The 24,915-nt window shown below is 73.6% G+C and carries 17 protein-coding genes; 7 read left to right on the top strand and 10 right to left on the bottom strand.

Annotation, left to right across the window (positions count from 1 at the left end):
• Window positions 1-255: 255 nt before the first annotated feature.
• On the bottom strand, window positions 256-5,001 hold the full coding sequence (locus tag ACFYZ4_RS37780) for a hypothetical protein (RefSeq protein WP_390786120.1): 4,746 nt from the start codon (window positions 4,999-5,001) through the stop codon (window positions 256-258).
• A 265-nt stretch (window positions 5,002-5,266) separates the two neighbouring features.
• Between ACFYZ4_RS37780 and ACFYZ4_RS37775 the strand changes: the two genes are divergently transcribed.
• From ACFYZ4_RS37775 to ACFYZ4_RS37765, 3 genes are all read left to right on the top strand, one after another.
• Complete coding sequence (locus ACFYZ4_RS37775) at window positions 5,267-7,333, top strand: discoidin domain-containing protein (RefSeq protein WP_351294718.1); 2,067 nt, start codon at window positions 5,267-5,269, stop codon at window positions 7,331-7,333.
• A 176-nt stretch (window positions 7,334-7,509) separates the two neighbouring features.
• Window positions 7,510-8,145, top strand: a complete 636-nt coding sequence (locus ACFYZ4_RS37770; RefSeq protein ID WP_390786119.1) for a TetR/AcrR family transcriptional regulator — start codon at window positions 7,510-7,512, stop codon at window positions 8,143-8,145.
• Window positions 8,146-8,308: 163 nt separating this feature from the next.
• Window positions 8,309-8,842: a hypothetical protein gene (locus tag ACFYZ4_RS37765; RefSeq protein WP_390786118.1), complete on the top strand. Its 534-nt coding sequence runs from the start codon at window positions 8,309-8,311 to the stop codon at window positions 8,840-8,842.
• An 85-nt stretch (window positions 8,843-8,927) separates the two neighbouring features.
• Here the strand turns inward: ACFYZ4_RS37765 and ACFYZ4_RS37760 are convergent, their stop codons facing one another.
• Window positions 8,928-10,598, bottom strand: coding sequence for an FAD-dependent monooxygenase (locus tag ACFYZ4_RS37760; protein ID WP_351294710.1), 1,671 nt, complete (start codon window positions 10,596-10,598; stop codon window positions 8,928-8,930).
• A 147-nt stretch (window positions 10,599-10,745) separates the two neighbouring features.
• Between ACFYZ4_RS37760 and ACFYZ4_RS37755 the strand changes: the two genes are divergently transcribed.
• Together ACFYZ4_RS37755 and ACFYZ4_RS37750 are read left to right on the top strand one after the other, a co-directional pair.
• Window positions 10,746-11,939, top strand: a complete 1,194-nt coding sequence (locus ACFYZ4_RS37755; RefSeq protein WP_390786117.1) for a SchA/CurD-like domain-containing protein — start codon at window positions 10,746-10,748, stop codon at window positions 11,937-11,939.
• A gap of 13 nt (window positions 11,940-11,952) precedes the next feature.
• Window positions 11,953-12,210 carry an acyl carrier protein gene (locus ACFYZ4_RS37750; RefSeq protein ID WP_351294704.1) on the top strand — a complete coding sequence of 86 codons (258 nt, stop codon included), beginning with the start codon at window positions 11,953-11,955 and terminating at the stop codon, window positions 12,208-12,210.
• Window positions 12,211-12,372: 162 nt separating this feature from the next.
• Here the strand turns inward: ACFYZ4_RS37750 and ACFYZ4_RS37745 are convergent, their stop codons facing one another.
• Window positions 12,373-13,437: a methyltransferase gene (locus ACFYZ4_RS37745; protein WP_351294701.1), complete on the bottom strand. Its 1,065-nt coding sequence runs from the start codon at window positions 13,435-13,437 to the stop codon at window positions 12,373-12,375.
• Window positions 13,438-13,471: 34 nt separating this feature from the next.
• Window positions 13,472-14,629, bottom strand: a complete 1,158-nt coding sequence (locus ACFYZ4_RS37740; protein ID WP_390786131.1) for a nitrous oxide reductase family maturation protein NosD — start codon at window positions 14,627-14,629, stop codon at window positions 13,472-13,474.
• 351 nt (window positions 14,630-14,980) lie between these two features.
• On the opposite strand from ACFYZ4_RS37740, the gene ACFYZ4_RS37735 reads away from it, so the two are divergent.
• Complete coding sequence (locus ACFYZ4_RS37735; RefSeq protein WP_351294695.1) at window positions 14,981-15,343, top strand: hypothetical protein; 363 nt, start codon at window positions 14,981-14,983, stop codon at window positions 15,341-15,343.
• A gap of 147 nt (window positions 15,344-15,490) precedes the next feature.
• A complete protein-coding gene (locus ACFYZ4_RS37730) occupies window positions 15,491-19,294 on the top strand; it encodes a helix-turn-helix domain-containing protein (protein ID WP_390786116.1) in 3,804 nt (1,267 codons plus the stop codon).
• 105 nt (window positions 19,295-19,399) lie between these two features.
• Here ACFYZ4_RS37730 and ACFYZ4_RS37725 read toward each other — a convergent pair whose 3' ends face one another.
• From ACFYZ4_RS37725 to ACFYZ4_RS37700, 6 genes are all read right to left on the bottom strand, one after another.
• On the bottom strand, window positions 19,400-20,965 hold the full coding sequence (locus ACFYZ4_RS37725; protein ID WP_351294690.1) for a hypothetical protein: 1,566 nt from the start codon (window positions 20,963-20,965) through the stop codon (window positions 19,400-19,402).
• 142 nt (window positions 20,966-21,107) lie between these two features.
• The gene (locus ACFYZ4_RS37720) at window positions 21,108-21,302 is read right to left on the bottom strand and encodes a hypothetical protein (RefSeq protein WP_351294688.1); all 195 of its coding nucleotides are present in this window, start codon (window positions 21,300-21,302) and stop codon (window positions 21,108-21,110) included.
• A 98-nt stretch (window positions 21,303-21,400) separates the two neighbouring features.
• The gene (locus ACFYZ4_RS37715; protein ID WP_384350052.1) at window positions 21,401-22,060 is read right to left on the bottom strand and encodes an ABC transporter ATP-binding protein; all 660 of its coding nucleotides are present in this window, start codon (window positions 22,058-22,060) and stop codon (window positions 21,401-21,403) included.
• Entirely contained in the window at window positions 22,053-23,000 is a 948-nt protein-coding gene (locus tag ACFYZ4_RS37710) for an ABC transporter ATP-binding protein (protein WP_390786130.1), read from the bottom strand. Before ACFYZ4_RS37710 ends, ACFYZ4_RS37715 begins: the two co-directional genes overlap by 8 nt.
• Window positions 23,001-23,047: 47 nt before the next feature.
• Window positions 23,048-23,920, bottom strand: coding sequence for an ABC transporter permease (locus ACFYZ4_RS37705; RefSeq protein ID WP_390786115.1), 873 nt, complete (start codon window positions 23,918-23,920; stop codon window positions 23,048-23,050).
• 16 nt (window positions 23,921-23,936) lie between these two features.
• The gene (locus tag ACFYZ4_RS37700; RefSeq protein ID WP_390786114.1) at window positions 23,937-24,902 is read right to left on the bottom strand and encodes an ABC transporter permease; all 966 of its coding nucleotides are present in this window, start codon (window positions 24,900-24,902) and stop codon (window positions 23,937-23,939) included.
• Window positions 24,903-24,915: the final 13 nt, after the last annotated feature.

Here is a 24,915-nt window from a genome sequence, read left to right as displayed (position 1 = left end):
ATTGGTGCGGCGAAGCTGGATGGTGCAGCCAGGCCGGGGTGAAATGCCGCCGCGGCCGGGATCGAACCGGGCCGGTTGGGCCGGGGTCGGGTGTGTGTCGGGGTGATCCCCGCAGGGCGCCGAACGCCTCGGGGCCGAGCTCTCCGACCCCTCGACACGTTCGGCGTCCGAGGAGACACCCCGGCGCGCGCCCGGCCCCGGCACAACCGGCCCCCACCCGAAGACCGCCCAAGCGGCGCAGCCGACCGGCAACCGCTACGCCCCGCCGACCCGCCCCCGCTCCCACGCCTCCGCGAACATCTCGTGCAGGGGCGCCGTCGGCAGGACGCGGCCGAACGGGGACTGGATCGTGTCCCGCCACAGGGGTCGCACCAGGTGACTGGCCAGCTTCACGGTCTCCAGCGGCAGGTGCGGGGCCTTCAGTTCGGTCCACTCCCCGGGCAGGAACAGGGTCCGGCCCGCCCGCGCCCGCTTGGCCTCCACCACCGCGCCGGTGGCGAGCAGTTCCGTCCGGGCCTGCGCGTGCTGCTTGGTCGACCAGCCGTTCCAGCGCCGTACGTTGCGGTCGGTGGGCGCGGCCAGGGTGGCCAGCTGGAGGTACAGCGCCGCGGCGTCCGCACCCGCGCCGAGCTCCCGCCCCACCCGGGCGACCAGCTCCGGGCAGGACTGCCGCGGATCCGCCTCGTACGCGCCGGCCGGCAGCGCCCCCGAGCGGGCCCGGAGCATCATCCGCTCCAGCCCGCCGCCGGGCATCAGCGGAGCCACGCGGTCCAGTGCCTCGGCGAGGCCGGTGATCGCGCGCAGCCGCGTCCACACCTCGGGGCCGACGGCCGCCGCGGGCCGCAGGAAGGCGGCGCCGCCGGGCGCGCAGGCCACGAGCGGCCCGGAGTCGTACGCGGCCACCGTCACCGGGCCCTCCTCCGCGTAGCGGCCCTTCACCACCGGCAGCCGCCCCGGCCCGAACTGCTCGGCGATCGGTGTCGAGCTGTCGTGGACCTTCCCGCCGGGCAGTTCCAGCAGCAGCTCGGGGCGTTCCAGTTCGGCCCGCAGCCGCTCGTACAGGGCCATGGCCCCGGCCACCGCCGGATCGCCGACGGGCCGGTCCGTCCAGGCCCACACCAGTGCGCTCGCGATCTGCCCGAGGGCGAGGCCCACCGGGGTGCCGTAGGGCAGCTCGGGTCCGGCCGGCGGCACGGCCCTGACCTCCACCTTGTTGCCGTACCGGGTCGACGCCAGCTCCCAGCCGGCCGCTTCCACGGTCGTGTCCTCGGCGGCTCCGTAGCCGCCCGCGAGCCGGCGGGCCCACACCTCGGAGAGGCCGAGGTCGGCTTCCAGGGCGTCGGCCGCCTCGTCGTGCACGGCGGGCTGGGCGCCGAGCAGCTCCCGCCAGACCGCCGCCATCCGTTCGACGGCCGCCAGGACCCCGCCCGGCCGCCACAGCTCGGCCGGGTCCTCGGGCAGGGCCGCCGCCAGGACGGCCCGCCGGCCCGCGCCCCCGAGCCGCGCGCGCAGCGCCTGGTACGACTCGGCCGTCATCGGGGTCGCCTTGTACGGGGCCTTGCGCGCCAGGGAGCGGTCCTCGTCCCGGTCGGGCCGGCCGGCCAGTCCGGCCACGACGAGCCGGGCCACGGCCCTTCGTACGCCCGTCAGTTCGGCGAAGCGCTCGGCGGCCGACTCCGGCAGCGGGACCGGCCCGTGCGCGTCGACGGTCTCGACCAGGGTCCGGAGCCGGGCGGCGTCGTCCCGCTCCACCCGGACGAGGCGTGCCTCGGCGAGCGCCGCCGGTACCGGATCGCCGTCGGCGTCCGGCGCGGCGGGGGCGACGAACCAGCACGCGGATCCTCCGGCCCGCATCGCGGCGGACGCCACGAGGGTGCCGCCCGCCCGCAGTCCGTCCAGGGTCGCGGCGTCGGCCCGGCCCACCCACCACCGGCTGTCCGCGCGGGCGAACGGCAGGCCGGCCCAGGTGTCCAGGAGCGCGAGCAGCGCGGCCCGGTCCGCGTCCGGGGTCGGTGCCACCGCCGCCCGCCAGGCCGCGGCGTCGATCGTGCCGAGCAGTTGCGACCAGTCGTGCGGCGGCGCCGGCGGCGAGAGCCGCCGCACCTCCTCCACGATCGTCCCGGCCAGGCAGGCGCCGTCGGAGGCCAGTGCGCTCAGCGTCGCCGGCAGGGCCACGTCCCGGGTCCGCCGCCACGGATCGCGGTCCCCCGCCGAGACCAGCCCGAACAGCGCGGGCAGCAGTTCGGTGTCCGGCGCGGACCGGCGCGGCAGGGCCGGCGCGGCCTCGGCGAGCAGGGTGACGCGCCGGTGCAGGGCGCGCCGGCGCTCCTCCACCCGGGCGGCCCGGCCGGCCACCGCCACGACGGCCTCGGCCAGGACCGGGTCGGTGACCTCCGGCAACTCCCGGGCCACGGCCGCGCGCAGCGCCGCCGGGCCGTCGAGGGCCGCCGTGAGCAGGGTGTCGGCGGTCTGCGGTCCGACGCCGCGCAGTGCCCGGGATCCGGTCGCGTCCCGGGTCCGCAACAGGTACCAGAAGGCCGGCGGCAGGGCCACGCCGCCCGATGCGGTGGCCCGCCGGGCCGGCCTCACCCGCGGGTGCCGGGGTGAGTGGTGTCCGTCCAGTTCCCACAGCAGGACGCCGTCGGCGGTGTACGCGCGCACGCCCGTGCGGGTCTCCGCCTCGGCGAGGACCACGTCCTCCACGGCGCCTTCGGGCGGGGCCCACAGGGCCCAGGGCTCCTGGCCCTGTCGGTCGATGTCGAACCGGGCCGTGCGCCCGTCCACGCTCTCCAGCAGGTAGTGGTCGGGCGCGTGGTCGCGGTGCCGGGTGCGGAACAGCACCCGGGTCCCGACCAGCCCGTTCCGGCTGCCCAGCGGGGAGCCGTCCAGGCCCACGGGCAGCGGCGCCAGCTGCAGCGCCTCCACGGCCAGGCTCATGTCCGCCTCGGACGGCGCCGCGGCCGGGTCGGCGTTCGCGGGCCGGCCGGGGAAGTCCGGCAGTGGTGTCGGTCCCCGCCGCTCCCCGGTGACCGGGTCGGCGACCTCCCACGGCCGTCGCCCGAAGACGGCGTTGGTCCAGATCCGGGTTCCGTCGCCGAGCAGCAGCTCGTCCCCGTCGATGCCCTCGGTGCCGCCGGGGCGCAGCACGCGCCCGCCGCCGTGCCGCCCGCCGCCGTCGGCGGTCTCGAACTGGAAGCCGTAGGCCCCGTCCAGGCTGCCGCCGTACGGCACAAGGCCGCTCAGTTCGTCGGGTGTGAAGGGCTCGTCGGGACGGTCGGCCCAGACGGCGGTGTCGCAGAACCAGGGGCTCGCCTTGAGGGTCCAGCTCACCAGGAAGGAGCCGCCCGCGTAGTGGACGGCGTACATGGTCGCGCCGTCCGGGACGGTGAACCGGCAGGAGCCGCGCACCCCGTCCGGGGCGACGGCGACCGCCCGGTCCCGCCCGAACACCGTCAGCACCGGCCAGGTGCAGGTCACCCCGGCCACCCCCGGCAGCAGCTCGTCGGCGGCCACGGGACCGGCGTCCGCCGCGAATTGCGCGTACACCGACTCCAGGGCCGGCCAGGCCAGTTCCTCCGGGAGTCCGGCCGTCAGCGAGCGCCGCAGCGCGCCTGCCGCGCCGGCTTCGGCGAGGGCGTCGGCGATCCCGTCGAGCGCCGTCACCGTGGGCCGGTCGAGCAGGGCCTCCAGCTCGGCGACGGCTTCCTCGGCTCCCGCCATGCCGCCGCCGGCGACCGTGTCGACGAGTTTGCCGACCCGCCCGGCCACCTCGTGGGCGATGCCCTCGTTGCCGGGCAGCAGCGTCACCGCGGACCCGGGCCGGCGGCCGCGCGCCGGCGACCAGCGGGGCGTCAGGTCCTGGTGTACGCGGCCCTCCAGGCGGGGGCCGAAGACCGGGTCGGCGGCCAGTGCGGCGAGGTCCCGCCGGGACCGCTCGCCCCAGAAGCGCATCCGCGTCTCCGGGCCGGGGTCGACGACCGTGACCCCGGCGGCCAGACAGGCGTCCAGCACGTCCGCGTCGAAGCCCTGGTAGTGGTGGCGGGTGGTGTGGACCGTCACCGGGGCGCCCGCCGCCCGCAGCCGTGGCCCCAGCCGGCCCACCAGGTCGAGGAACTCGGCCGGGAGCGGCTGCCGCGCGACGCCGCCGCCGGACTGCGCCGCGTACTGGTACATCCGGACGAAGTTCCCGACCCAGTGGTGCAGTCCGCCCTCCGGCACCACCCGGCCGCTCTCCATCGCCTCCGCCGCGCCGCAGCCGATCAGCATCCGCAGCCACGCCCCGCCGTCGGTGACCCCGTCCGGGAAGACCTCCACCAGCCCGGCGGCGACCGCGTCGGCCGGCGGACGGGCCGTCAGGACCTGTTCCGCGGCGGCCAGCAGCGCGTCCGGCACCGACTTCTTCCGGGTGACGGACAGGATGCCGCCCACCAGGCGCGCGACCTCCTCGTCCCCCTGCCCGGCCGCCTTGGCGGAGGCCCGTACGCGGCGTACGAGATCCGCCGGCAGGTCCGCGCGCGAGGCCGCCCACGCGGTCAGGAACGCGTCCAGGGCGGTGTGCGCGGCGGCCGGCTCCAACGTCTCGGCGAGGAAGCGCTGGTGGGCCCCGAACTCCTTGGCCGGCATGGCCCCGCCCCTGGCGAACAGCAGGGCGTTGGCCCGGCGGTAGGCCGGGTCCACCGGCAGCCCGTGCCGGTCCTCGGCGGCCCGCGCCGCCGCGTAGGCCCGCCCGCCGGGCCGGCTCCCGTAGCCGATCAGCCAGTGGCCGACGGTGTCCCAGAACCACGGCAGGTGCGCCGGCGGCAGCCGTCGTGCGCGCGCCGTCATCGTGTCGAGGAAGCGGCCGGGCTTGCTGTAGGACCGGGCCAGTTCGGAGCGCATGTCCTCCATCAGGGCGCGTGCGGTCCCGGCCGCGTCCGGGTCGTGGGCGGCGACCCAGTCGGCGTAGGTGGTGGAGGCGTGCGGACCGGCGGTGGGCAGGAGGGCGGCGGGCGAGGCGCTCATGCCTGGGATCGTCGCACGCCCCACCGACACCGCCGGCGCCCGGGACACCACTGCCCGGAGGGGACGGATCCGGCCGGACTGACGAGTCATCAGGTCATCCGTCCCGGACTCTTGACTCTGCTGCTGCCAGTGGCGATTCTCGGTTCCATCGCTTGTGCGGTCCATGACAATCACGCCATGGCCGTGCCATGTGGCCGTGGCCGTCATGCCCCCCGGACGGCTCCGGCTCCTCGACCGAGCCCCCCACTGACCGAAGACGTGAGTGATGACCATTTCCCGACACACGCACCACAGGCGTAGGCCCCTGGCGGTCCTGTCATTGCTCCTCGCCGTGGTGGCCATGGTGCTCGGCCCCGTGCCCAGTTCCTCCGCCGCCGACCCCGGCTGGTGGAACCCGGTCGCCCGGCCCGCGCCCGACTCCGAGATCAACGTCACCGGTGAACCCTTCAAGGGCACCGACTCCCAGGGACGCGTCCGCGGCTTCGTCGACGCGCACGACCACCTGATGTCCAACGAGGGCTTCGGCGGCCGCCTGATCTGCGGCAAGCCGTTCTCCGAGCAGGGGGTGGCCGACGCCCTCAAGGACTGCCCCGAGCACTATCCCGACGGCACGCTCGCCATCTTCGACTTCATCACCAAGGGCGGCGACGGCAAGCACGACCCCGACGGCTGGCCGACCTTCAAGGACTGGCCCGCCCACGACTCGCTGACCCACCAGCAGAACTACTACGCCTGGGTCGAACGCGCCTGGCGCGGCGGTCAGCGGGTGCTCGTCAACGACCTCGTCACCAACGGCGTCATCTGCTCGGTCTACTTCTTCAAGGACCGCGGCTGCGACGAGATGACCGCCATCCGCCTGGAGGCGCAGAAGACGTACGACATGCAGGCGTACATCGACAAGATGTACGGCGGTCCTGGCAAGGGATGGTTCCGGATCGTCACCGACTCCGCGCAGGCCCGCGAGGTCGTCAAGCAGGGCAAGCTGGCCGTCGTCCTGGGGGTGGAGACCTCCGAACCGTTCGGCTGCAAGCAGATCCTGGACATCGCGCAGTGCAGCAAGGCGGACATCGACCGCGGCCTGGACGAGCTGCACAAGCTGGGCGTGCGCAGCATGTTCCTGTGCCACAAGTTCGACAACGCCCTGTGCGGGGTCCGCTTCGACCAGGGCGCGCTCGGCACCGCGATCAACGTGGGCCAGTTCCTGTCCACCGGCACCTTCTGGCAGACGGAGAAGTGCAAGGGCCCGCAGCACGACAACCCCATCGGTCTCGCGGCGGCTCCCGAAGCGCAGAAGCAGCTCCCGGCGGGCGTGGCGGTCCCCTCGTACGCGGCGGACGCGCAGTGCAACACCCGCGGTCTCACCGACCTCGGCGAGTACGCCGTGCGCGGCATGATGAAACGCAAGATGATGCTGGAGATCGACCACATGGGGGTGAAGGCCGCGGGCCGGGCCTTCGACATCCTCGAATCCGAGTCGTACCCCGGCGTGATCTCCTCGCACAGCTGGATGGACCTGGACTGGACGGAGCGGGTGTACCGGCTCGGCGGCTTCGTCGCCCAGTACATGAGCGGCTCCGAGGCCTTCAGCGCGGAGGCCAAGCGCACGGACGCGCTGCGCGAGAAGTACAAGGTCGGCTACGGCTACGGCACCGACATGAACGGCGTCGGCGGCTGGCCCGGCCCCCGCGGCGCGGACACCCCGAACCCGGTCCGCTACCCGTTCCGCAGCACCGACGGCGGCTCCGTGATCGACAAGCAGACCACCGGCGTGCGCACCTGGGACCTGAACACCGACGGCGCCTCGCACTACGGCCTGGTCCCGGACTGGATCGAGGACATCCGGATCACCGGCGGCCAGGACGTGGTGGACGACCTTTTCCGGGGCGCCGAGTCCTACCTGACCACGTGGGGTTCGTCCGAGAAGCACAAGGCGGGGGTGAACCTCGCCGCGGGCGCCGCCGCCTCGGCGAGCTCGTCCGAGTGGAACCCGTTCGTCAGCTACGCGCCCTCCCGGGCCGTGGACGGCAACACGGGCACCCGCTGGGCGAGCGACTGGAGCGACGACCAGTGGCTCCAGATCGACCTCGGGACACCGGGCCTGGTCAAGCGCGTCACCCTCGAATGGGAACGCGCCCACGGGAAGTCGTACCGCATCGAGCTCTCGGGCGACGGCACGAACTGGCAGTCCGCATGGTCCACGACCACCGGTGACGGCGGGCTGGACACGGCGCAGTTCGCCGGCACCCCGGCCCGGTACGTACGGGTCCACGGGCTGCAGCGCGGCACCCAGTGGGGGTACTCGCTCCACGAGGTCGGCGTCTACAGCAGCTGACGCGTGACGCCGCCCGGGCGGCGTCCGGGTGCCGGGGCCGGCCGGATCCTCACCGATCCGGCCGGCCCCGGCCGCCTTCCCGGCGCCGCCCGCCTCCCCCGAAACAGCACGGCACGGCACAGCACGGAACAGCACCGCACGGAACAGCACCGCAGCACGAACCGAAGGGATCGCCCATGGCACGGATGCCGTCGGCCGACCGGCGCCGGCAGCTGACCGAGGCCGCCATCCGAGCGATGACCCGCGACGGGGTCGCCCGGACGACGACCCGGTCGATCTCCGCCGAGGCGGGCGTGTCGCTGAGCGTCTTCCACTACTGCTTCGACTCCAAGCAGGCGCTGCTCGAATCCGTCATGACGGCGATCACCGAGCACAGCATCACCGTGGTGCGGGAGGCGATCCAGCCGAAGGCCACCCTCCGGGAGACCGTCCGGGCCGGCTTCCAGGCGTACTGGGACCACGTGTCCGCCCACCCGGGCGAGCACATGCTCACGTACGAGCTCACGCAGTACGCCCTGCGCCGCCCCGGCTTCGAGCACCTGGCGCGCCGCCAGTACGAGCGGTACGCCGACACCTACACCGAGCTGGTCGAGCAGCTCCGCCACCACATGGGCTTCGAACTCCGCGTCCCCGTCACCGTACTGGCCCGCTATCTGGCCGCCATGACGGACGGACTGACGCTCAACCACCTCGTGCTCGGCGACGCGACGATCTCCACGGCCATCCTCGACACGGTCACCGACCACGTCGCGAGCCTCGTCGGGGACGAGCGCGCCGACGGGGAGCAAGGATCGAAACCGGCCGTGGCGTGAAATGCGTCACCCAGGCGCCGGTTACGTCCCCGTTGTCCGTTTCCGAGATCGAACTTCCTGGTCAGAGCGCTACGTTGCTCCTCTCACACCTGGAGCACCGGAGCGTCGGGTGCTCACCGAAAGACCGGGAAAGCATGTCCACTCGTTTCTCCGCGGCATCCCGGTGAGGCCGGGACCGGCCCTGCGGACCGCCCTCGTCTGCGTCCTGGCCCTCGGCGCGCTGACCGCGTGCTCGGCGGACCACGACGCCGACGACGTGGAGTACGCCGGGGACTACGGCAGCCATACACCGCTCGCCGTCGTCGGGTATCCGTCGACAGACACGTTGGGGATCACCCAGCAGGTGGTGTGGCGGATCGCCGACGGCAAGGTCGGCGAGCTGGCGGCCCTGGGCGACGACCGGCAGGACAACGCCGCCACCCGGAAGACCGCCGAGAACTGGATCACCGCGTTCCGCACGGGCGCGGCCGGGAAGGTCACCGCGGAGTTCTACGACGAGGGTTCGTACCGGCAGACCGTCGTGCTCTACTTCCACGACACCCGGCAGATCAAGGCGCTCCACGTCCTGCCCGTGAGCGTGGACCGCGAGACCGCCTACCGGGTGAGCATGGCCGAGCCGGACCCCGAAGAGGCCACCGCCGTGGCGCCCTGGGTGCCGAAGACGCCGGGCGAGCTCGGTTCGAAGTCGGTCCGGTGACCTGACCGGGGCCCGGCTGCGGCAAAGGGCGCCGCCCCCGCGGATGACGCGGGGGCGGCGCCCTTTCCCGTTGCGGGCCCGGCCGTCAGTACCGGTCCAGGAGGGTGGTCAGGACCTTGTAGAGGACCGATTCCTCGTCCGCCACGGCCTCCTCCGAGCGCCAGGCCACGAAGCCGTCCGGGCGGACGAGGACCGCCCCGGCCGCGGTCGTGCCGTGCGCCGCGGCCCAGTCGCCGCCGTCCGCGGGCACCAGGTCGGCCTCCGGTCCGGTACCGATGGCGTAGGCGTCCAGGCGCACGTTCATCCGTTTGGCGACGGATCCCGCCGCCCCGCTCCACGGCGTGCCCTCGGAGCTGAGCAGGACGAACGACCGCTCGTAGAGGTCCACGGTGGACTTCGGCTGCTCCTCCCCGGGGACGTGGAGCCACATGTGCGGCGCGCGCGTGCCCGGTTCGCCGCACAGCCGCATCCGTTCGGGCACGACCGGATGGTCGGGGTCGGTGCCCAGGACCGCGCCCTCGTTGTAGCGATAGCCCATGGCCACGGACAGGACACCGCCCTGCCGTCCGCCCCCGCCCTGGGCGGGCTCGGGCTGGGCCCCGGGGACGGTCTCGGGGTCGGGCTCGTACCCCGGGTGACTGTGCTCGGCGGACCGGGCCGAGGCGCGCTCGCTCGTCGCCCGCGCCACCGGAAGCCGCTCGGCCTCGTACGTCTCCAGCAGCCCGGGACCGGCCGCGCCGTCCAGTACCGCGGCGAGCTTCCAGGCCAGGTTGTGGGCGTCCTGGATACCGGTGTTGGAGCCGAACGCCCCGGTGGGGGACATCTCGTGGGCGGAGTCACCGGCCAGGAAGACCCGGCCGGCCACGTACCGCTGCGCGACCCGCTCGGCCGCGTGCCACGGGGCCTTCCCGGTGATCTCGACGTCCAGGTCGGGTGCGCCGACGGCCCGGCGGATGTGCTCGACGCAACGCTCGTCGGTGAAGTCCTCCAGGGTCTCGCCGCGGTCGGGGTGCCACGGCGCGTGGAAGACCCACCGCTCGCTGTTGTCCACCGGCAGCAGGGCCCCGTCGGCATCGGGCTTGGTCAGGTAGCACACGATGAAACGCCGATCGCCGACCACGTCCGCCAGCATGCGGGACCGGAAGGTGATGCTCACGTTGTGGAAGAGGTCCCCGGAGCCGGACTGGCCGATCCGGAGCGCTTCCCGCACCGGGCTGCGCGGCCCGTCGGCGGCGACGAGGTAGTCCGCGCGCACCGTGCTGTGCTCACCGCTCTCGCGGTCCTTCACGATGGCGGTCACACCGCCCGGGTCCTGTTCGAAGGAGAGGAGCTCGGTGGAGAACCGCAGGTCGGCTCCGAGCCCGGGGGTCACCGACATCAGGACCGGCTCGATGTCGTTCTGGCTGCACAGGCACCATGCCGACGGGCTGAAGCGGGCGAGCGCACCCCCCGGGTCGATCTGCTCGAACAGCCACTCCTGGTCCTCGCCGGTGAGTGAGCCGCCTTGCAGGATGCCGTGGTTGTCCGCCAGGACCGAGGCGGCCTCGCGGATCCGGTCCTCGACACAGGCGACGCGGAACAACTCCATGGTCCGTACGTTGATACCGCGTCCTCGCGGGTGCATCGAGGTACCCGCGTGCTTCTCGACCAGCATGTGGCTGATGCCGTGCCGGCCGAGGAACAGCGAGGTGCACAGGCCCACCAGCGAGCCGCCCACGATGAGGACAGGGACGCGGTGGTCGACGTTTTCCTTCATGGCTCTTCCATGCCCTGTACGAGGGCGTTTCCCTCGCTCGTTCACCCGCTTGGTTCTCTCCTCTCGCGCCGAGGGGATTACGGGACAACGATCGGTTCGGGTGGCGCCGCCCTGTGGCGACCGTGTGGTCTCGAAGGAGTGTGAACGATGACAACCTTGTCGGAACGGATATCCCAGTCCGCCTTCGACGGCTCGAGGCTTCGGGTCGTGCTGCTGCTGGATCTGTACGACGGTGCGCAGAACCAGTTCCTGGAGGTCTACGAACATCTCCGCAAGCAGGTGTCCTCCGTCCCCGGACACATCAGCGACGAGCTGTGCCAGTCGATCGAGAACCCCTCGCAGTGGCTCATCACCAGCGAGTGGGAGAGCGCACCGCGGTTCCTGGCCTGGGTCAACAGCGAGGAGCACGTCGCGTCGGTACAGCCGCTCCACGGCTGCGTACGGGACACCCGCTCGCTGCGATTCAGCGTGCTGCGGGTGACCGGCAAGGACGACTCCGTCCCCCTCGGCTCCCCCTCCCCCGCGAGCTCCGACTCCGATCCCGGGTTCGGCCCCGACGCCGCCACCGCGCACTTCGGGAACCGGTCCGGGGACCGCCTCCAGGTCGCTCCGCGGCGCGGGGACGGCGTGGTCCGCCACGCCCTCACCTTCACCGTGAAGCCGGGCAGCGAACCCGTCGTGGCGGAGCTGCTCGCCGGCTACACCTCCCCGCAGGCGCGGGTCGACGAGAACACCCGGCTGCGGCGCACCTCGCTCTTCATGCACGGCAACCGGGTCGTACGGGCGGTCGAGGTGGAGGGCGACCTCCTCGCGGCACTGCGCCACGTGGCCCTGCAACCCGAGGTGCAGGCCCTGGAGGAGGCCATCAACCCGTATCTGGAACAGGACCGGGACCTCAGCGACCCGGGATCCGCCCGGCTGTTCTTCACCCGTGCGGCGCTCCCCGCGGTGCACCACGTGGCGGGCGGCGGCCGCGAGCACGCGGACGTCCGGCGGCACGCGCTCTTCTACCCCGCCAAGAACGGCTGCGGCATGGAACTCGCCCGGCTGCTCGCCGGCCAGGACGAGGCGGCCGTGGACGACCCGGGCAACCCCATCGAGGCCAGCACCCTGTTCCAGCGCGACGACATCGTCGTCCGGCTCCTCGACATGCGGGGCCCGCTCGACGCCCGGCCCGCCCTGACGCTCGGCGTCGAGGGCGGCCACAAGGCGGCGGTGCTGGCCCGGCTGCTCGACAGCGCCAAGGACGGCGTCCCCACCACAGAGCAGGAGATCTCACGCTTCCTCGCGCGCTCTGAAATGCGCCTGATCACCGACCGGCGTACGCCGGACCAAGCCTGAGGAGATGGCCGTCATGACCCCTCGACTGACCATGGAAGAACTGGCCGCCCTGATGAAGAAGGGGGCCGGCGTGAACGTCGACCCCGCGGCCATGGCGAGCCGCCCCGACTCGGGCTTCGACGAGTGGGGGCTCGACTCCCTGGGGCTCCTCGGCATCGTCGGCGAACTGGAGAACCGGCACAGTCGGCCCCTACCCGCCGACGCGGACCGGTGCAAGTCGCCGCGCGAGTTCCTGGACCTCGTCAACAACGCCCTGGCGTCCAAGGCCTGACGCGTTCGGACGGACGGGCGCCGCCCGTCCGTCGTGCCGACGCCCCCGAGACCGGCTCTTCGCGCCGGTCTCGGGGCGTTGTGGCGCCCGGGTGGTTCCCGTGCGGGTGCGCCCGTGCGGAGTGGGCCCGTGCGGAGTGGGCCCGTGCGGGGTGGGTCCGGCTCAGCCGGGCACGGTGCACTCGAACGCGTGCAGGTACGGGTTGACCGGACGGATCTCGCCGATCACCAGCCCCGCGTCCCGCATCCGGGTGCACAGGCTGTCCTTGGTGTGCTTGGCACCGCCCACGTTGAGGAGCAGCAGCAGGTCCATCGCCGTGGTGAACTTCATCGACGGGGTGTCGTCGACCAGGTTCTCGATGATGACGACCCTGGCTCCGGGGCGGGCCACGGAGACGACGTTGTGCAGGGTCCTGCGGGTGCTCTCGTCGTCCCATTCCAGGATGTTCTTGATGATGTACATGTCGGCCTCGACCGGGATGGCCTCGCGGCAGTCCCCGGGGACGATGCCGGCCCGCTCGGCGAGCGCGCCGCCGTCCCGCAGGCGGGGATCCGCCTTGGCCACCACGCCCGGCAGGTCGAGCAGGACGCCGCGCACCGCCGGGTGCTTCTCCAGCAGGCTCGCCAGTACGTGCCCCTGGCCGCCGCCGATGTCCGCGACCACGGAGACCCCGGTGAGGTCGAGGAGCTCCGCGACGTCGAGCGCCGACTGCATGCTGGAGGTGGTCATGGCCTTGTTGAACACGTGGGCCGACTCGTGCGCGTCCTCGTGCAGGTACTGGAAGAACCCCTTGCCGTAGAGGTCCTGGAACACGCTCCCGCCGGAACGCACGGCGTCGTCGAGGCGCGGCCAGGCCTGCCAGGTCCAGGGTTCCGTGCACCACAGGGAGATGTAGCGCAGGCTCTGCGGGTCGTCCTCGCGCAGCAGCCGGGACATCTCCGTGTGGGCGAACTGCCCGTCCTCGGTCTCCTCGAAGATCCCGTAGCAGGCCAGGGTGCGGAGCAGCCGTTCCAGGGGCCGGGGCTCACAGTTCACCGCCGCGGCGAGCTCGGCGGCGGTGGCGGGCTCCGAGCCGAGGGCGTCGGCCACGCCGAGGCGGGCGGCGGCCCGTACGGCCGCGGCGACGGCCGCCCCGAAGACGAGCTCCCGCAGCCGCATGGCGGGCTGGGGGGTGTGCGCGGGAACGGGGACGGTCGCGGGGGTGGAGGTGGAACTTACCGTGGTCATACGGCCTCGCTTCTTCCGGTGAGGTGGAGCACGGTCAGCACATCCCGGCCGGTACGGAGGTCCCGCACCGGTTGCCGACGAACCGGTTGCCCGTTCCGGTGCCCTGGTTGGCCAGGTCGGCCGGCCGGTTGTCCCGCACCACGTTGTCCTGGATGACGTTGTCGGTGTTCGTCGCGCCCACGAAGCTCTTGAACAGCAGGATTCCGCCCGAGAGGGGGGAGGCGCCGACGTTGCCGCGGATGGAGTTCGAACGGACGACCGTCTCCTCGGCCCCGGTGAGGACGATGCCGACGCCCTGGATGTCGGGGAGGCGGCTGTTGCCCTTGCAGAACTTGTTGTTCTCGTGGATCAGGTTGCCGCGGATGGTCATGGCTCCGGCGCCCGGCTCGCCCTCGTCGCCGACGACGAAGATGCCGCCGCAGTTGCCGGTGAGCGTGTTGCCGTTGACAGAGAGGTTCCGGACGCGCCTGACCGTGACTCCGATCCGGTTGCCGGTCAGCGTGTTGCGCCGGACCACCGCGCCCAGGGTGTCGGTGGCGCCGCCCTCCCGTTCGACCGTGTTGGCGATGAAGATCCCCGACTCGGTGTTGTCGCGCGCGATGTTGCCGCGGAACACCCCGCGGGTGGACCGCTCCTGGGCGATGCCCCAGGTGCCGTTCTTCTCGGAGATCACCCGCTCGACGCTGAGCCGGTCGGTGTAGGAGGCCCAGATGCCGTTCCGCTTGAAGCCCGAGACGGTCAGCGCGCGGATCTTCACCTGGTTCACGCTCTGCTCCGGCGTCCCCATGACGCAGATGCCGGTGTCGGCCTGCGAGCAGGCGGTGGCCGCGCGCACGGGGGCCGCCGGCGCGCCCGGCGCGGCCTCGGCCGCTCCCGCCGTCGCCTCGGGTGCGGCGGGGGCCGCGGGTACGGCGGGGACCGCGGGCGCGACCGGTGCCGCGGGTGAGGCCGGCCCGGCCTCGGCGGCCGGTGGCCTGATCACCGTACGGCTGCCGTATCCCCGCAGGGTCAGCCGCTTCGTGATCAGCACGTTCTCGTAGTAGGTGCCGGGCATCACGGTGATGATGTCGCCCGGCCGTGCGGCGTCCACCGCGTCCTGGATCGAGTCGCCCGGGTGCACTCGGCGTCCGGCCGCGGCGGCGGGTGGCGCGGCCACGCCGAGCCCTGCGGCCATGACGACTGCGATGCACATGAGGGACTTGAGTTGTCGGTTCGTCACGATGCAGAAGTTATGGGCGATTAGGGCAATTCGCCACACCGAGTGAGCGGAAGGACACATGCCGTACGCAAACGGCGCAATTTGACCTCCTCAGGAGTGGCGCTCGGGACTCGGGCCGACGCCCTTCCGCCCCCGTGCCGTGACGCCTCGTCACCCGGAGCCGGGAGCGCGCCACGAGCCGTTGCCTCCGCCTGCGCGACCGGGCTGGCCACAGGGGGTTTCCCGGGTGTTCCGGCAAGGGGCAACGGGCAACCCGTCGACCCCGGCACCCGGCGGGGGCAGGCTGAAGCCGTCCGCAGGAGGCAAGAACCACCAGGGGAAACCATGCACAGGATGTTCCGCGGCCTCGCCGCTCTCGCGACCGCCGCCACCGCCGTGCTCGCGCTCAGCGGCTCCGTCGAGGCCAAGCCGGCCGACGCGTGGGCCGGATGCCCCGAGGGGGCGGTCTGCATCTACCCTCAGAACCAGAACCCCGCCGTCAAGCCGACCCACGTCTTCTACTCGTACGGGTCGCACAACCTGCGCAACCAGTTCGGGAACCACTGGGTGCTCAACAATCAGTACGGCGGTGCGACCGCAAACCTGTGCACCGGCTCCAACGGCGCGGGCTGCGGCAGCCCCATCGCCGCCAAGACCGGTGTCTACGCCGACCTCACGCCCATCAACTCGATCCGGCTCAACCGGTAGCACCCCCGCGGCGAGGGCTTCCGGAGCCGCCGCGCCGGCGGCTCCCGGGGTTCCTGTGCTCGTCATACCGGCTGGAAGATCCGGCTTTCCCGGCCACCCTCGCGGTAGCCTGGGCAGCGCCATCTCGCTGCCTCGGCGCGCATTGCCATGGGGGATGTTTTGGGGGATCCGGACCGCCGGCGGAACACCGGTCACCAGCACGAATCCGAAGACACCGCGGTGCACTTCCCCGCGCAGCTGAGACGTCTGCGGGTGCAACGCGGCCTGTCCCTCGCGGACCTCGCACGGCAGACGCACTACAGCAAGGGCTACCTCAGCAAGATCGAGACCGGCTCGAAGCGCGTCACCGTCGACGTCGCGCGGCGCTGCGACGACGTCCTGCGGGCGGGGGGTGAACTGCTGCGGATGGTCCGGGAGACGGGAGCACCCGGCGCCGGCGGCGCCGCCGGCACGGAACAACCCGCCGACGCCGGGCCGGCGGCGGACGGCGAGTGTCCGTACCGCGGCCTGCCGGCCTTCACCGCGCGGGACGCCGGGTGGTTCTTCGGCCGGGAGCGGGCGACGGCCGCGTTGGTCGAACGGGTCTTCGAGCGGATCGGCGCCGGCCCGCTGATGCTGGTCGCCCCCTCGGGCGCGGGCAAGTCCTCGCTGCTCAACGCCGGTCTGGTACCGGCGCTGCGGCGCGCCGGAGGCTTCCCGATGCCGGGAGCCGACAGGTGGCCGGTGGTGCGGTTCACTCCCACCGCGCATCCGCTGGAGGAGCTGCTGGACCGCGCGGCGAAGGTGCTGGGCGGTGATCTCGGCATCACCGCACGGGAGTTGCGGGACCGCCCGCACGCGCTCCTCGAAGCGGTCCACCGGCTCTCGGACCCTCCCCCGGGCGGCGCCGGGGACCGGCGGCCTCCTCCCCCGCGTCCGGTGCTGCTCGTCGACCAGTTCGAGGAGCTCTTCACGCTCTGCTCCGACGAGGACGAGCGGCGCGCCTTCGTCCGGGTGCTCTGCGCGCTGGCCGTGTCCGGCCCGGCGCCGCCGGCCGGTCACGCCCCCGCCGTCGTGGTGCTCGGCGTACGGGCCGACTTCTCCGGGAACTGTCTGGACCTTCCGGAGCTGGCCCCGGTCTTCACCGGCGGGCTGTTCGTGCCGCCCCCGATGTCCCTGGCGGAGCTGCGGGAATCGATCACCCGGCCGGCCGAGCTCGCCGGTCTCACCCTCGAACCGGGCCTGGTCCCGCTGCTGCTGCGCGACGTCGGCCTGCGCGACGATCCGCCGGACCGGACGCCGTCCGGCGCGCTGCCGCTGCTCTCGCACGCGCTGATGGCCACCTGGCGGCAGCGCGAGGGCACCACCCTGACCGTCGCCGGGTACGAGCGCACCGGCGGCATCCAGGGGGCGATCGCCCGCACGGCCGAGGAGGTGTTCGCCCGCCTGTACCCGGCGGAGCAGCACACGCTGCGCCGCGTTCTGGTGCGGCTGGTGCACGTGGCCGACGGCACGGGCGCGGCGCGGCGCCGGATGAGCCGGACCGCCCTGATGGAACAACCGGCCGATGCCGGCCCCGCCACGGCCGCGCTCGACACCTTCGTACGGGCCCGCCTGATCACCATGGACAGCGACACCGTCGAGATCACCCACGAGGCGCTGCTGCACGCCTGGCCACGGCTGCGCGGCTGGATCCACGCCGACCGGGCCGGGCTCCTGATCCACCAGCAGCTGGCCCACGCCGCCGCCGAATGGGAGCGCGAGGGCCGTGATCCGTCGGCGCTCTACCGCGGGACCCGGCTGGACACCGCCCGCTCCTGGGCCGACGAACTGGACGGCAGGAGCCGGCTCGGCCCCCTGGAGGCCGCGTTCCTCCGGGCCGGCCAGGAGGCGCACGACGGCCGCGAGCGGCAGGCCGCGCGCCAGGTGCGGCTGCGGCAGCGGATGCTGGCCACGCTGGTCGTCCTCCTGGTGCTCGCCCTGGGCGCCGGCGGACTGGCGTACCAGCAGCGTGCGGGGGCGCTCGGCCAGGAACGCGTCGCGCGTTCGCGGGCGCTCGCCCTGCAGTCGGCGGCGCTGGCCGCGGGTCAGCCGGAGGCGTCGATGCTGCTCGCCGGGGAGGCCTACCGGACGGCGCCGACGAGCGAGGCCCGGGGCGCCCTGCTGAGCACCCAGTCCCAGCCGTTCATCGCCCGCCTGGGCGGGCACGGCGGGCCGGTCAACGCGGTGGCCTTCTCACCGGGCAACGGCGCGCTGGCGACGGCCGGTTCCGACGGGACGGTGACCCTGCGGCGGGTGGCCGACCGCAGCACCCTCGCCACCTTCGGCATGCCCGGGCGGGTCCGCGCGGTCGCCGTCAGCCCCGACGGGCAGACCCTCGCGGCCGCCTCCACGGACGGGCCGGCGCGGCTCTGGGACACCGTCGGCCGCCGGCCGAAGGGGGTGCTCCCGGCGAGCACGGCGGGCGCCCGGGCGGTGGCCTTCGCCCCCGACGGGCGGACGCTGGCGGTCGCCTGCGCCGACGGGGCGGTCCGGCTGTGGGAGACCGCCGGGGACCACCGCGCCGTCGCCTCCCTCGCGGGCCACACCGGGCGGGTCAACGCCCTCGCGTACGCGGCGGACGGCCGGACGCTGGTGTCGGCCGGCGCCGACCGGACCGTACGGCTGTGGGATCCGGTGGAGGCCCGCCCGCTGGCCGTGCTCACCGGGCACACCGACGAGGTGCTGGGCGCGGCCTTCGCCCCGGACGGCCGTACGGTCGCCACGGGGGGCGTGGACCGGACGGTACGGCTGTGGGACGTGGCCGGCCGGCGGACGGCCGCGACGCTGACCGGGCACAGCGACGACGTCAACGGCGTCGCCTACACACCGGACGGGACGACGGTCGTCAGCGCGGGCGGCGACGGGACGACGCGGCTGTGGGACGTGGCCGGCGGCCGGCTGACGGCGACCCTGGCCGGGCACACCGACTACGTGCTCGGGGTGGCCGTGGACCCGCGCGGCGCGATGCTGGCCACCGCCGGTTTCGACCAGTCGGTGGTGCTGTGGGACCTGCGGGGCGCGACGCTGGCCTCGCGGCCGTTCACGGAGATCTGGCACGCCTCGTACAGCCCGGACGGAAAGCTGCTGGCGACGGCGGAGGCGGATCACCGGGTGCGGCTGTGGGACGTGGCGGAGCGCAGGGTGCTGGCCACCTTCGAGGGGCACGGCGAGACGGTGTTCTCGGTGGCCTTCTCCCCCGACGGGCGCACGCTCGCCTCGGCCGGCTCCGACGGCACCGTACGGCTGTGGGACGTCAGGGCGGGCGGTCCGTCGGCCATGCTCGCGGGGCTGGGCGGCACCGTGTTCGCGGTGGCCTTCTCCCCCGACGGGCGCACGCTCGCCTCGGCTGGCTCCGACGGCACCGTACGGCTGTGGGACGTGGCGGAGCGCCGCCCGCTGGCCACCCTCACGGGGCACACGGACTTCGCCAACGACGTGGCGTTCAGCCCCGACGGACGCACGCTGGCGAGCGGCGGCGACGATCTGACGGTCCGTCTCTGGGACGTGGCGGGGCGCCGCCCGCTGGCCGCCCTGACCGGTCATACGGGCGCCGTGCGCGGGGTGGCCTTCAGCCCGGACGGGCGGACCCTGGCCAGCAGCGGCAACGACGGGACCGTACGGCTGTGGGACGCGCGGCGCCACCGCTTCCGGGCGGCGCTGTCCGGCCACACCGGTTCCGCGCGGGGCATCGCCTTCTCCCCCGACGGGCACACGCTGGCGAGCAGCGGCAACGACCGTACGGTGCGGCTGTGGGACGTGGCGGGGCGCCGGACGGTGGCGGCGCTGTCCGGCCACACGAGCGCGGTGTGGGGGGTCGTCTTCGCCCCCGACGGCCGGACGGTGGCGAGCAGCAGCACGGACGGCACCGTACGGCTGTGGAACCTGGACGTGGGGGCGCGGCTGGCGGCGATCGGGCGGTTGCGGGAGTGACCCGACAGGGAGCGACCAAACGGGGATGGACCCGACCGGGAGGCCGGCCGGCCCGGGACCGCCCGCCGGCCTCCGGGGAATTTCCGGAGGCCGGCGGTCCGTCGGTCAGCTGTCGCGGACCGCGACGATTCCGTTGAAGACGCCGACGTACGCGGTGCCGTCGGGGCCGAGGGTGATCGGGGCCCAGTTGTTGTCGTAGAGCGGGCCGGTTCCGACCAGCTGCCGCCAGCGGCGTTCACCGGTGCGGAAGTCCACGGCCGTGAGGTACCAGCCGTCGATCCCCCAGAAGTTGGGCTCCTTCTCGTAGAAGTAGAGCAGCCCGTTCGCGGTGGAGAGCTTCGGGACCACGGAGGGAGCGCGGATCGCGCTCTCCCACACCGTGTCGCAGCCGCTGCCGTCGGCCCGGACGTCGATGCGGGTCACACCGCCGACGACCGACTTGCCCAGCAGCAGGGTGGTGGGGTTCTCGTAGCCGTAGTTGTTCTCGACGACGATGCTGTTGCCCCAGGTGATCAGGGAGTTGTCGGTGGTCGAGGCGCCGGAGCCGAAGACCGGCACCTTGCAGACCAGCCGCTGGTCGGCGGGGACGTCCGTGCCCCGCTTGTAGACCAGGACGTTCATCCGGTCGTCGGCGTTGTCGGTGATGGCGACGTAGCCGTTGCCGAAGAGGTCCGGGGTGGTTCCCGAACCCTGGTTGACGGAACCGGGCTTGGCGGCGGTCCCGCGGTCGTACGTCTGGCGCCACTGCACCTCGGGGGTGCCGTCGGCGGCGGCGCGGAAGCTGTAGAGCGCGTGGTCGGAGACGATGGAGACGCCGTCCCGGGCGACCGAGAAGGAGTTCTGGATCTCCTCGCCCGGCAGCCGGACGGAACGGATCACCGAGGTCGCCGGGTCCACGGTGCCGACCCGGCCCTGGCGGGTGACCCACCAGATGCGGCCGTCCCAGTCGGGCATGACGGAGGTCACGGGGTCACACGTGCCGCTGGGCCACAGGTTGGTCCAGGTCACGCAGTCGTGCGGGACCTGGCCGGTGAGGTCCCAGTCGTTGTCGACCGTGAACTTCCAGCTCCCGTCGGGGTTCTGGGAGTGGGCCAGGCGCAGGATGTGCTGGCGGGAGTCGGCCAGCACGGCCCGGTCCTGGTCGTCCAGGTAGAAGTAGGCACCGCCCGAGGTGTCCTTGAAGATCTTCGCGAAGTCGAGCGAGGTGATCGCCTCGACCGTCGAAGAGCGCTGCGGGAGCTGGTACTCCGCGAGCGTGGCGAGCGTACGGGGCTCCAGGAGCTTGACCTTGAAGCCCGAGAAGGTGCCGCACACCGTGACGAGCCGGCCGCCCGTGTCGAAGGTGGCGGTGGCGCATTCGCCGCCCAGTGCGGCGATCTTCTCGCTGGTCACCCTGGGGTTCTTGCCGAGCGGTCCCGACCAGGGTGAGGTGGCACTGCCGGCCGCGTCGGAGTGCATGCCGCTGCGGCCGTTGGGCGCGAGGTGGGGGTGCTGCGGCGGGGCCTGGCCGGGCAGCGGTGCGGCGGCCGCGGGGCTGCCGTCGTAGTGGCTGATCAGGCGGTGGCCGGGGGCCTTGGGTATCTCCTCGGCCTGGGCCGGCGAGCCGCCGTACATCACCGTGAAGGCGGCGACGACCGGCACCACGGCGCAGTTCAGCGCTCTTCGGAACATCCGGACTTCCTCCCTGTCTCTTCGGTCTTGTTGACATTGCGTCTGACATCGCGCCGCGGCCAGACGCTAGATCGCAGTGCCCGAGGAGTCCATGGATGCGCCGGATGATTCACGAAGGCGCAACAGTCGATCAAGCTCAGGGTCAGGGGCGGAGGCTGGACACCACGTTCGCGGTGGCCGTCAGTCCGTCGTGGATGGTCGCGGCCATGCTGCTGCTCGCGAGGTAGAAGCCGAGCAGTACGCAGACGAGCGCGTGGGAGAACTTGAGTCCGCCGCTGCGCAGGAAGATCCAGGCGAGGATGAGGAGCAGGACGACCACGGAGAGGGAAATCACCATCGAAACCTCCTTACTCGCCGCCATGGTGGCGCAGCAGGGGGTGCCTTCGGGCGAAACACGTGTCCGCCGTACGGGTGTTGACCGTCCGTGACGGGCGGTCAGTCCTTGACGATCTCGTTCCAGTGGGTCGTGCGGCCGCACCAGCGGCCGAGGAGCACCGGATCGTGACCGACGGCGAGGAGCCCGGCGCCGCTCTCGGCGCGGTACTCCTCGACGACCGCGACCAGGGCCGCGGCGGTGGAGGCGTCCAGCATCGCGGTCATCTCGTCGCAGACCAGCCAGCGCGGCCGCAGCACCAAGGCCCGCGCCAGGCAGGCGCGTTGCAGCTGGCCGTCGCTGACCTCGTGGGGACGGCGGGCGAGCAGGTCCGCGCCGAGGCCGACCCGCTCCGCCAACTCGGGCACCGTCGCCGCCGCTTCCCCGCGCCTGCCGGTCGCGCGGAGCGGTTCGGCGACGAGGTCGCGCAGCCGCAGGCGGGGGTCCGCGGAGAGCCGGGGCTGCTGGAACACCACGCCGACCGCGGTCCGCAGGGAGCGCGGGGCCCGGTGGGAGAAGCCGGTCACGGGACGCCCGTCGAACGCCACGGTCCCGCGGTCGGGACGGTGCAGCAGGGCGGCGACCCGGGCCAGGGTGGACTTTCCGCAGCCGCTCGGGCCGAGCAGGCCGAGGGACTCGCCGGGCCGCAGGGTCAGGTGCGCGCCGCGGACCACGGGCGCGCGGCGGTCGTAGCCCGCGGTGATGTCCTTGAGCTCAAGCACGGTGGCAGGCCACCCCTTCGGTGAGCGCGGGCCGCCGGCTGCGGCAGATCTGGTCGGCGGCCACGCACCGGGCGGCGAAGGCGCAGCCCGCCGGGAGCGCGCCCAGCTCGGGCGGAGCCCCGGGGACCGGGGTGAAGGCACGTTCGGGGAGGGCGTCGAGGAGGCCCCGGGCGTAGGGGTGACGGGGACCGGGGCGGCCGAAGAAGGCTCCGGCCGGGCCGATTTCGACGATCCGCCCGGCGTACATGACGGCGACGGTGTCGGCGATCCGCTCGGCCGCCGCGAGGTCGTGCGTGATCATCAGCAGCGCGCGGCCGGCCTCACGGGTGTGGGCGCGCAGCTCGTCGACGGTGCGCCGGACCAGATCGCGGTCGAGGCCGGTGGTCGGCTCGTCGGCGAGGAGCAGCGGCGCGTCACCGACGAGGGCGAGGGCGGTGGCGGCCCGCTGGGCGAGGCCGCCGGACAGTTCGTGCGAGTGGCGGTCGAGGTGGGTGGCGGGGAAGGCGGCCCGCTCGCCGGCCGCCTCTGCCGCCGCGCGCAGGTCGGCCTTGCCGAACCGCTTGCGAGGGGCGGGCCGTACGGATCCGCCGGGCGCGGGGGGCCGGCCCGCCCGGCCGGCCAGTTCGCGGACGGTCTCCTCCAGATGGGCGCGGACGGTGCGGACCGGGGTGAGGTGCGCGGCCGGGCTCTGCGGGATCAGGCCGATGCGCCGGCCCCGTACGGACCGGGCCAGGGTGCGCTCGTCGGCGGCGAGCACGTCCAGGCCGTCGGCGAGCCGGGCCGATCCGGCGGTCTCGGCATTGCCCGGGAGCAGGCCGAGGAGGGCGGAGGCGAGCACGGACTTGCCGCAGCCGCTCTCGCCGACGAGGGCGAGGCACTCCCCGGGCGCCAGGGAGAAGGTGGCGTCGGTGACGGCCTCGACGTACCGGCCCGCGGGCATGCGGAAGCGGACGGAGAGCTGCTCGACGCTGAGCACGGGAGGCGAGGTCACAGGGTCAGCTCCGAGCGGCGGCGGGGGTTCAGGCGCTCGCGCCAGGCGCCCGCGAGGCCGGCGATGGCCAGCGTCGGGACGATCAGGAGGAGGCCGGGGAAGAGGGTGGGCCACCAGTCGCCGGCGAGCAGCGAGCCGCGGGCGCTCTGCACGAGGCTGCCCAGGCTTGCCTGGTGGGCGGGGAGCCCCAGGCCCAGGAACGACAGGGCGGACTCGTGCCACATCGCGTGCGGGATCATCAGCACCGCGGCCAGGCCCGCCTGGGGCAGGACGCCCGGCACCAGGTGGCGTACGGCGACCCGCCACCGCGAGGCGCCGCCGGAGACGGCCGCGTCCACGTAGGGGCGGCCGCGCAGGGACAGGACCTCGGCGCGGACGATGCGGGCCGTGGACAGCCAGTGCGTCACGGCCACGGAGACCACCACCGGCCACACGCCCGGCCGGAACATCGCCACGATGAAGATGCCGAGGAGCAGGTGCGGGATCGAGGACAGGGTGTCCACGGCCCGCATCACCACCCGGTCCGTCCAGCCGCCCAGCGCGCCCGCGGCCGCGCCCACCGCCGTACCGATCACGGTGGCGACGAGGGCGGCCACCAGGCCGACGAGGAGGGAGACCCGCAGGCCGTAGACGCACCGCAGCAGCAGGTCGCGGCCGACGTCGTCCGTGCCGAAGGGATGGGCCCACGAGGGCGGTCGGAGCCTGGCCGACAGGTCGACCGCCTGCTGGTCCAGCTGCGCCAGCGGCGGAACGATCAGCACCGCCAGCACGAGCGCCGCCGTCACGAGCGCCGAGGTGCGCACGCGCAGGGTGTGGGTGGAGCGCCGGGTACGCCCGGCCGGCCGCCACCTGATGTCTGTCGAAGTCATCGGAGTCGCCGGGTGCTCAGCCATCGAAGCCCACCCTCGGGTCGGCCAGCCCGTACAGCAGGTCGGACAGCAGGTTCCCGGCCAGCACCGCCGCCGTGGCCAGCACCGTGAGGGCGGCCAGCAGCGGGAAGTCCACCGAGGTGGCCGCCTGAACGGTCGCCGCCGCGATGCCCGGCCAGCTGAAGACGGTCTCCACCAGCAGCGCACCGGTGATCAGTTCGGGTACCCGGGAGCCGATCAGGGTCAGCATCGGCAGCATGCCGGAGCGGAGCCCGTGCCCGAGCAGGACCCTCCGCTCCGCGAGACCCCGCGCACGGGCCCCGCGTACGGGGTCCTCCGCCAGCGCGTCGGCCACGCCCTGGCGGACGTACAGGAAGAACCACGGCAGTTGGGAGACGCCCAGCACCAGCGCGGGCAGGACCAGGTGCGAGGCGACCTGCCCGAAGGTGACCGTGTCGCTGCCGGCGTCGGTCAGGCCGCCCGAGGGCAGCGCCCCGAGCCGGACCGAGAAGAACCAGATGGCCAACAGGCCCAGCCAGAAGGCCGGGGCGGCCTCCAGCGTGTAGGCGAGCGAGGACACGAGCCGGTCCAGCGGGCCGCCCTGCCGACGGGCGGCCAGCACCCCGAGCACCGTGCCCGCCAGCACCGCCACGGCGAACGCGCACGCGGCCAGCAGCGCCGACCAGCCCAGCCGCTCCCCGATGACGTCGGCGACGGGCCGGCGCATGACGGAGGAGGTGCCGAGGTCGCCGGTGACCGCCGAGCCGAGCCAGTCCCACCAGCGCGGGACCAGCGCCTGGTCGACGCCGAGGTTGGCACGGAGCTGGTCGAGTTCGGCCTGCGAGGCGGTGAGGCCCGCGGTGCCGGCGTAGGCCTTCACGGGGTCGAAGGGGGACAGCGCGGCGATGGCGAAGACACCGAAGGTGACGGCGAGCAGGACCGGGGCGGCGAGGAGTGCCCGCCGCCCCGCCATGCGCGCCATCGGCCCCCAGGGG

It is taken from the genome of Streptomyces sp. NPDC001513 (assembly GCF_042894695.1).
Lineage (GTDB): Bacteria > Actinomycetota > Actinomycetes > Streptomycetales > Streptomycetaceae > Streptomyces.
This window is presented reverse-complemented; position numbering and strand designations above follow the sequence as displayed.

Bases quoted from the DNA above. Each gene is read 5' to 3' on its own strand.
- ACFYZ4_RS37740 (WP_390786131.1), bottom strand. From the start codon at position 14,629: ATGTGCATCGCAGTCGTCATGGCCGCAGGGCTCGGCGTGGCCGCGCCA.
- ACFYZ4_RS37725 (WP_351294690.1), bottom strand. From the start codon at position 20,965: ATGTTCCGAAGAGCGCTGAACTGCGCCGTGGTGCCGGTCGTCGCCGCC.
- ACFYZ4_RS37720 (WP_351294688.1), bottom strand. From the start codon at position 21,302: ATGGTGATTTCCCTCTCCGTGGTCGTCCTGCTCCTCATCCTCGCCTGG.
- ACFYZ4_RS37745 (WP_351294701.1), bottom strand. From the start codon at position 13,437: ATGACCACGGTAAGTTCCACCTCCACCCCCGCGACCGTCCCCGTTCCC.
- ACFYZ4_RS37730 (WP_390786116.1), top strand. From the start codon at position 15,491: ATGGGGGATGTTTTGGGGGATCCGGACCGCCGGCGGAACACCGGTCAC.
- ACFYZ4_RS37770 (WP_390786119.1), top strand. From the start codon at position 7,510: ATGGCACGGATGCCGTCGGCCGACCGGCGCCGGCAGCTGACCGAGGCC.
- ACFYZ4_RS37755 (WP_390786117.1), top strand. From the start codon at position 10,746: ATGACAACCTTGTCGGAACGGATATCCCAGTCCGCCTTCGACGGCTCG.
- ACFYZ4_RS37705 (WP_390786115.1), bottom strand. From the start codon at position 23,920: ATGACTTCGACAGACATCAGGTGGCGGCCGGCCGGGCGTACCCGGCGC.
- ACFYZ4_RS37710 (WP_390786130.1), bottom strand. From the start codon at position 23,000: ATGCCCGCGGGCCGGTACGTCGAGGCCGTCACCGACGCCACCTTCTCC.
- ACFYZ4_RS37700 (WP_390786114.1), bottom strand. From the start codon at position 24,902: ATGGCGCGCATGGCGGGGCGGCGGGCACTCCTCGCCGCCCCGGTCCTG.
- ACFYZ4_RS37780 (WP_390786120.1), bottom strand. From the start codon at position 5,001: ATGAGCGCCTCGCCCGCCGCCCTCCTGCCCACCGCCGGTCCGCACGCC.
- ACFYZ4_RS37760 (WP_351294710.1), bottom strand. From the start codon at position 10,598: ATGAAGGAAAACGTCGACCACCGCGTCCCTGTCCTCATCGTGGGCGGC.
- ACFYZ4_RS37735 (WP_351294695.1), top strand. From the start codon at position 14,981: ATGCACAGGATGTTCCGCGGCCTCGCCGCTCTCGCGACCGCCGCCACC.
- ACFYZ4_RS37775 (WP_351294718.1), top strand. From the start codon at position 5,267: ATGACCATTTCCCGACACACGCACCACAGGCGTAGGCCCCTGGCGGTC.
- ACFYZ4_RS37750 (WP_351294704.1), top strand. From the start codon at position 11,953: ATGACCCCTCGACTGACCATGGAAGAACTGGCCGCCCTGATGAAGAAG.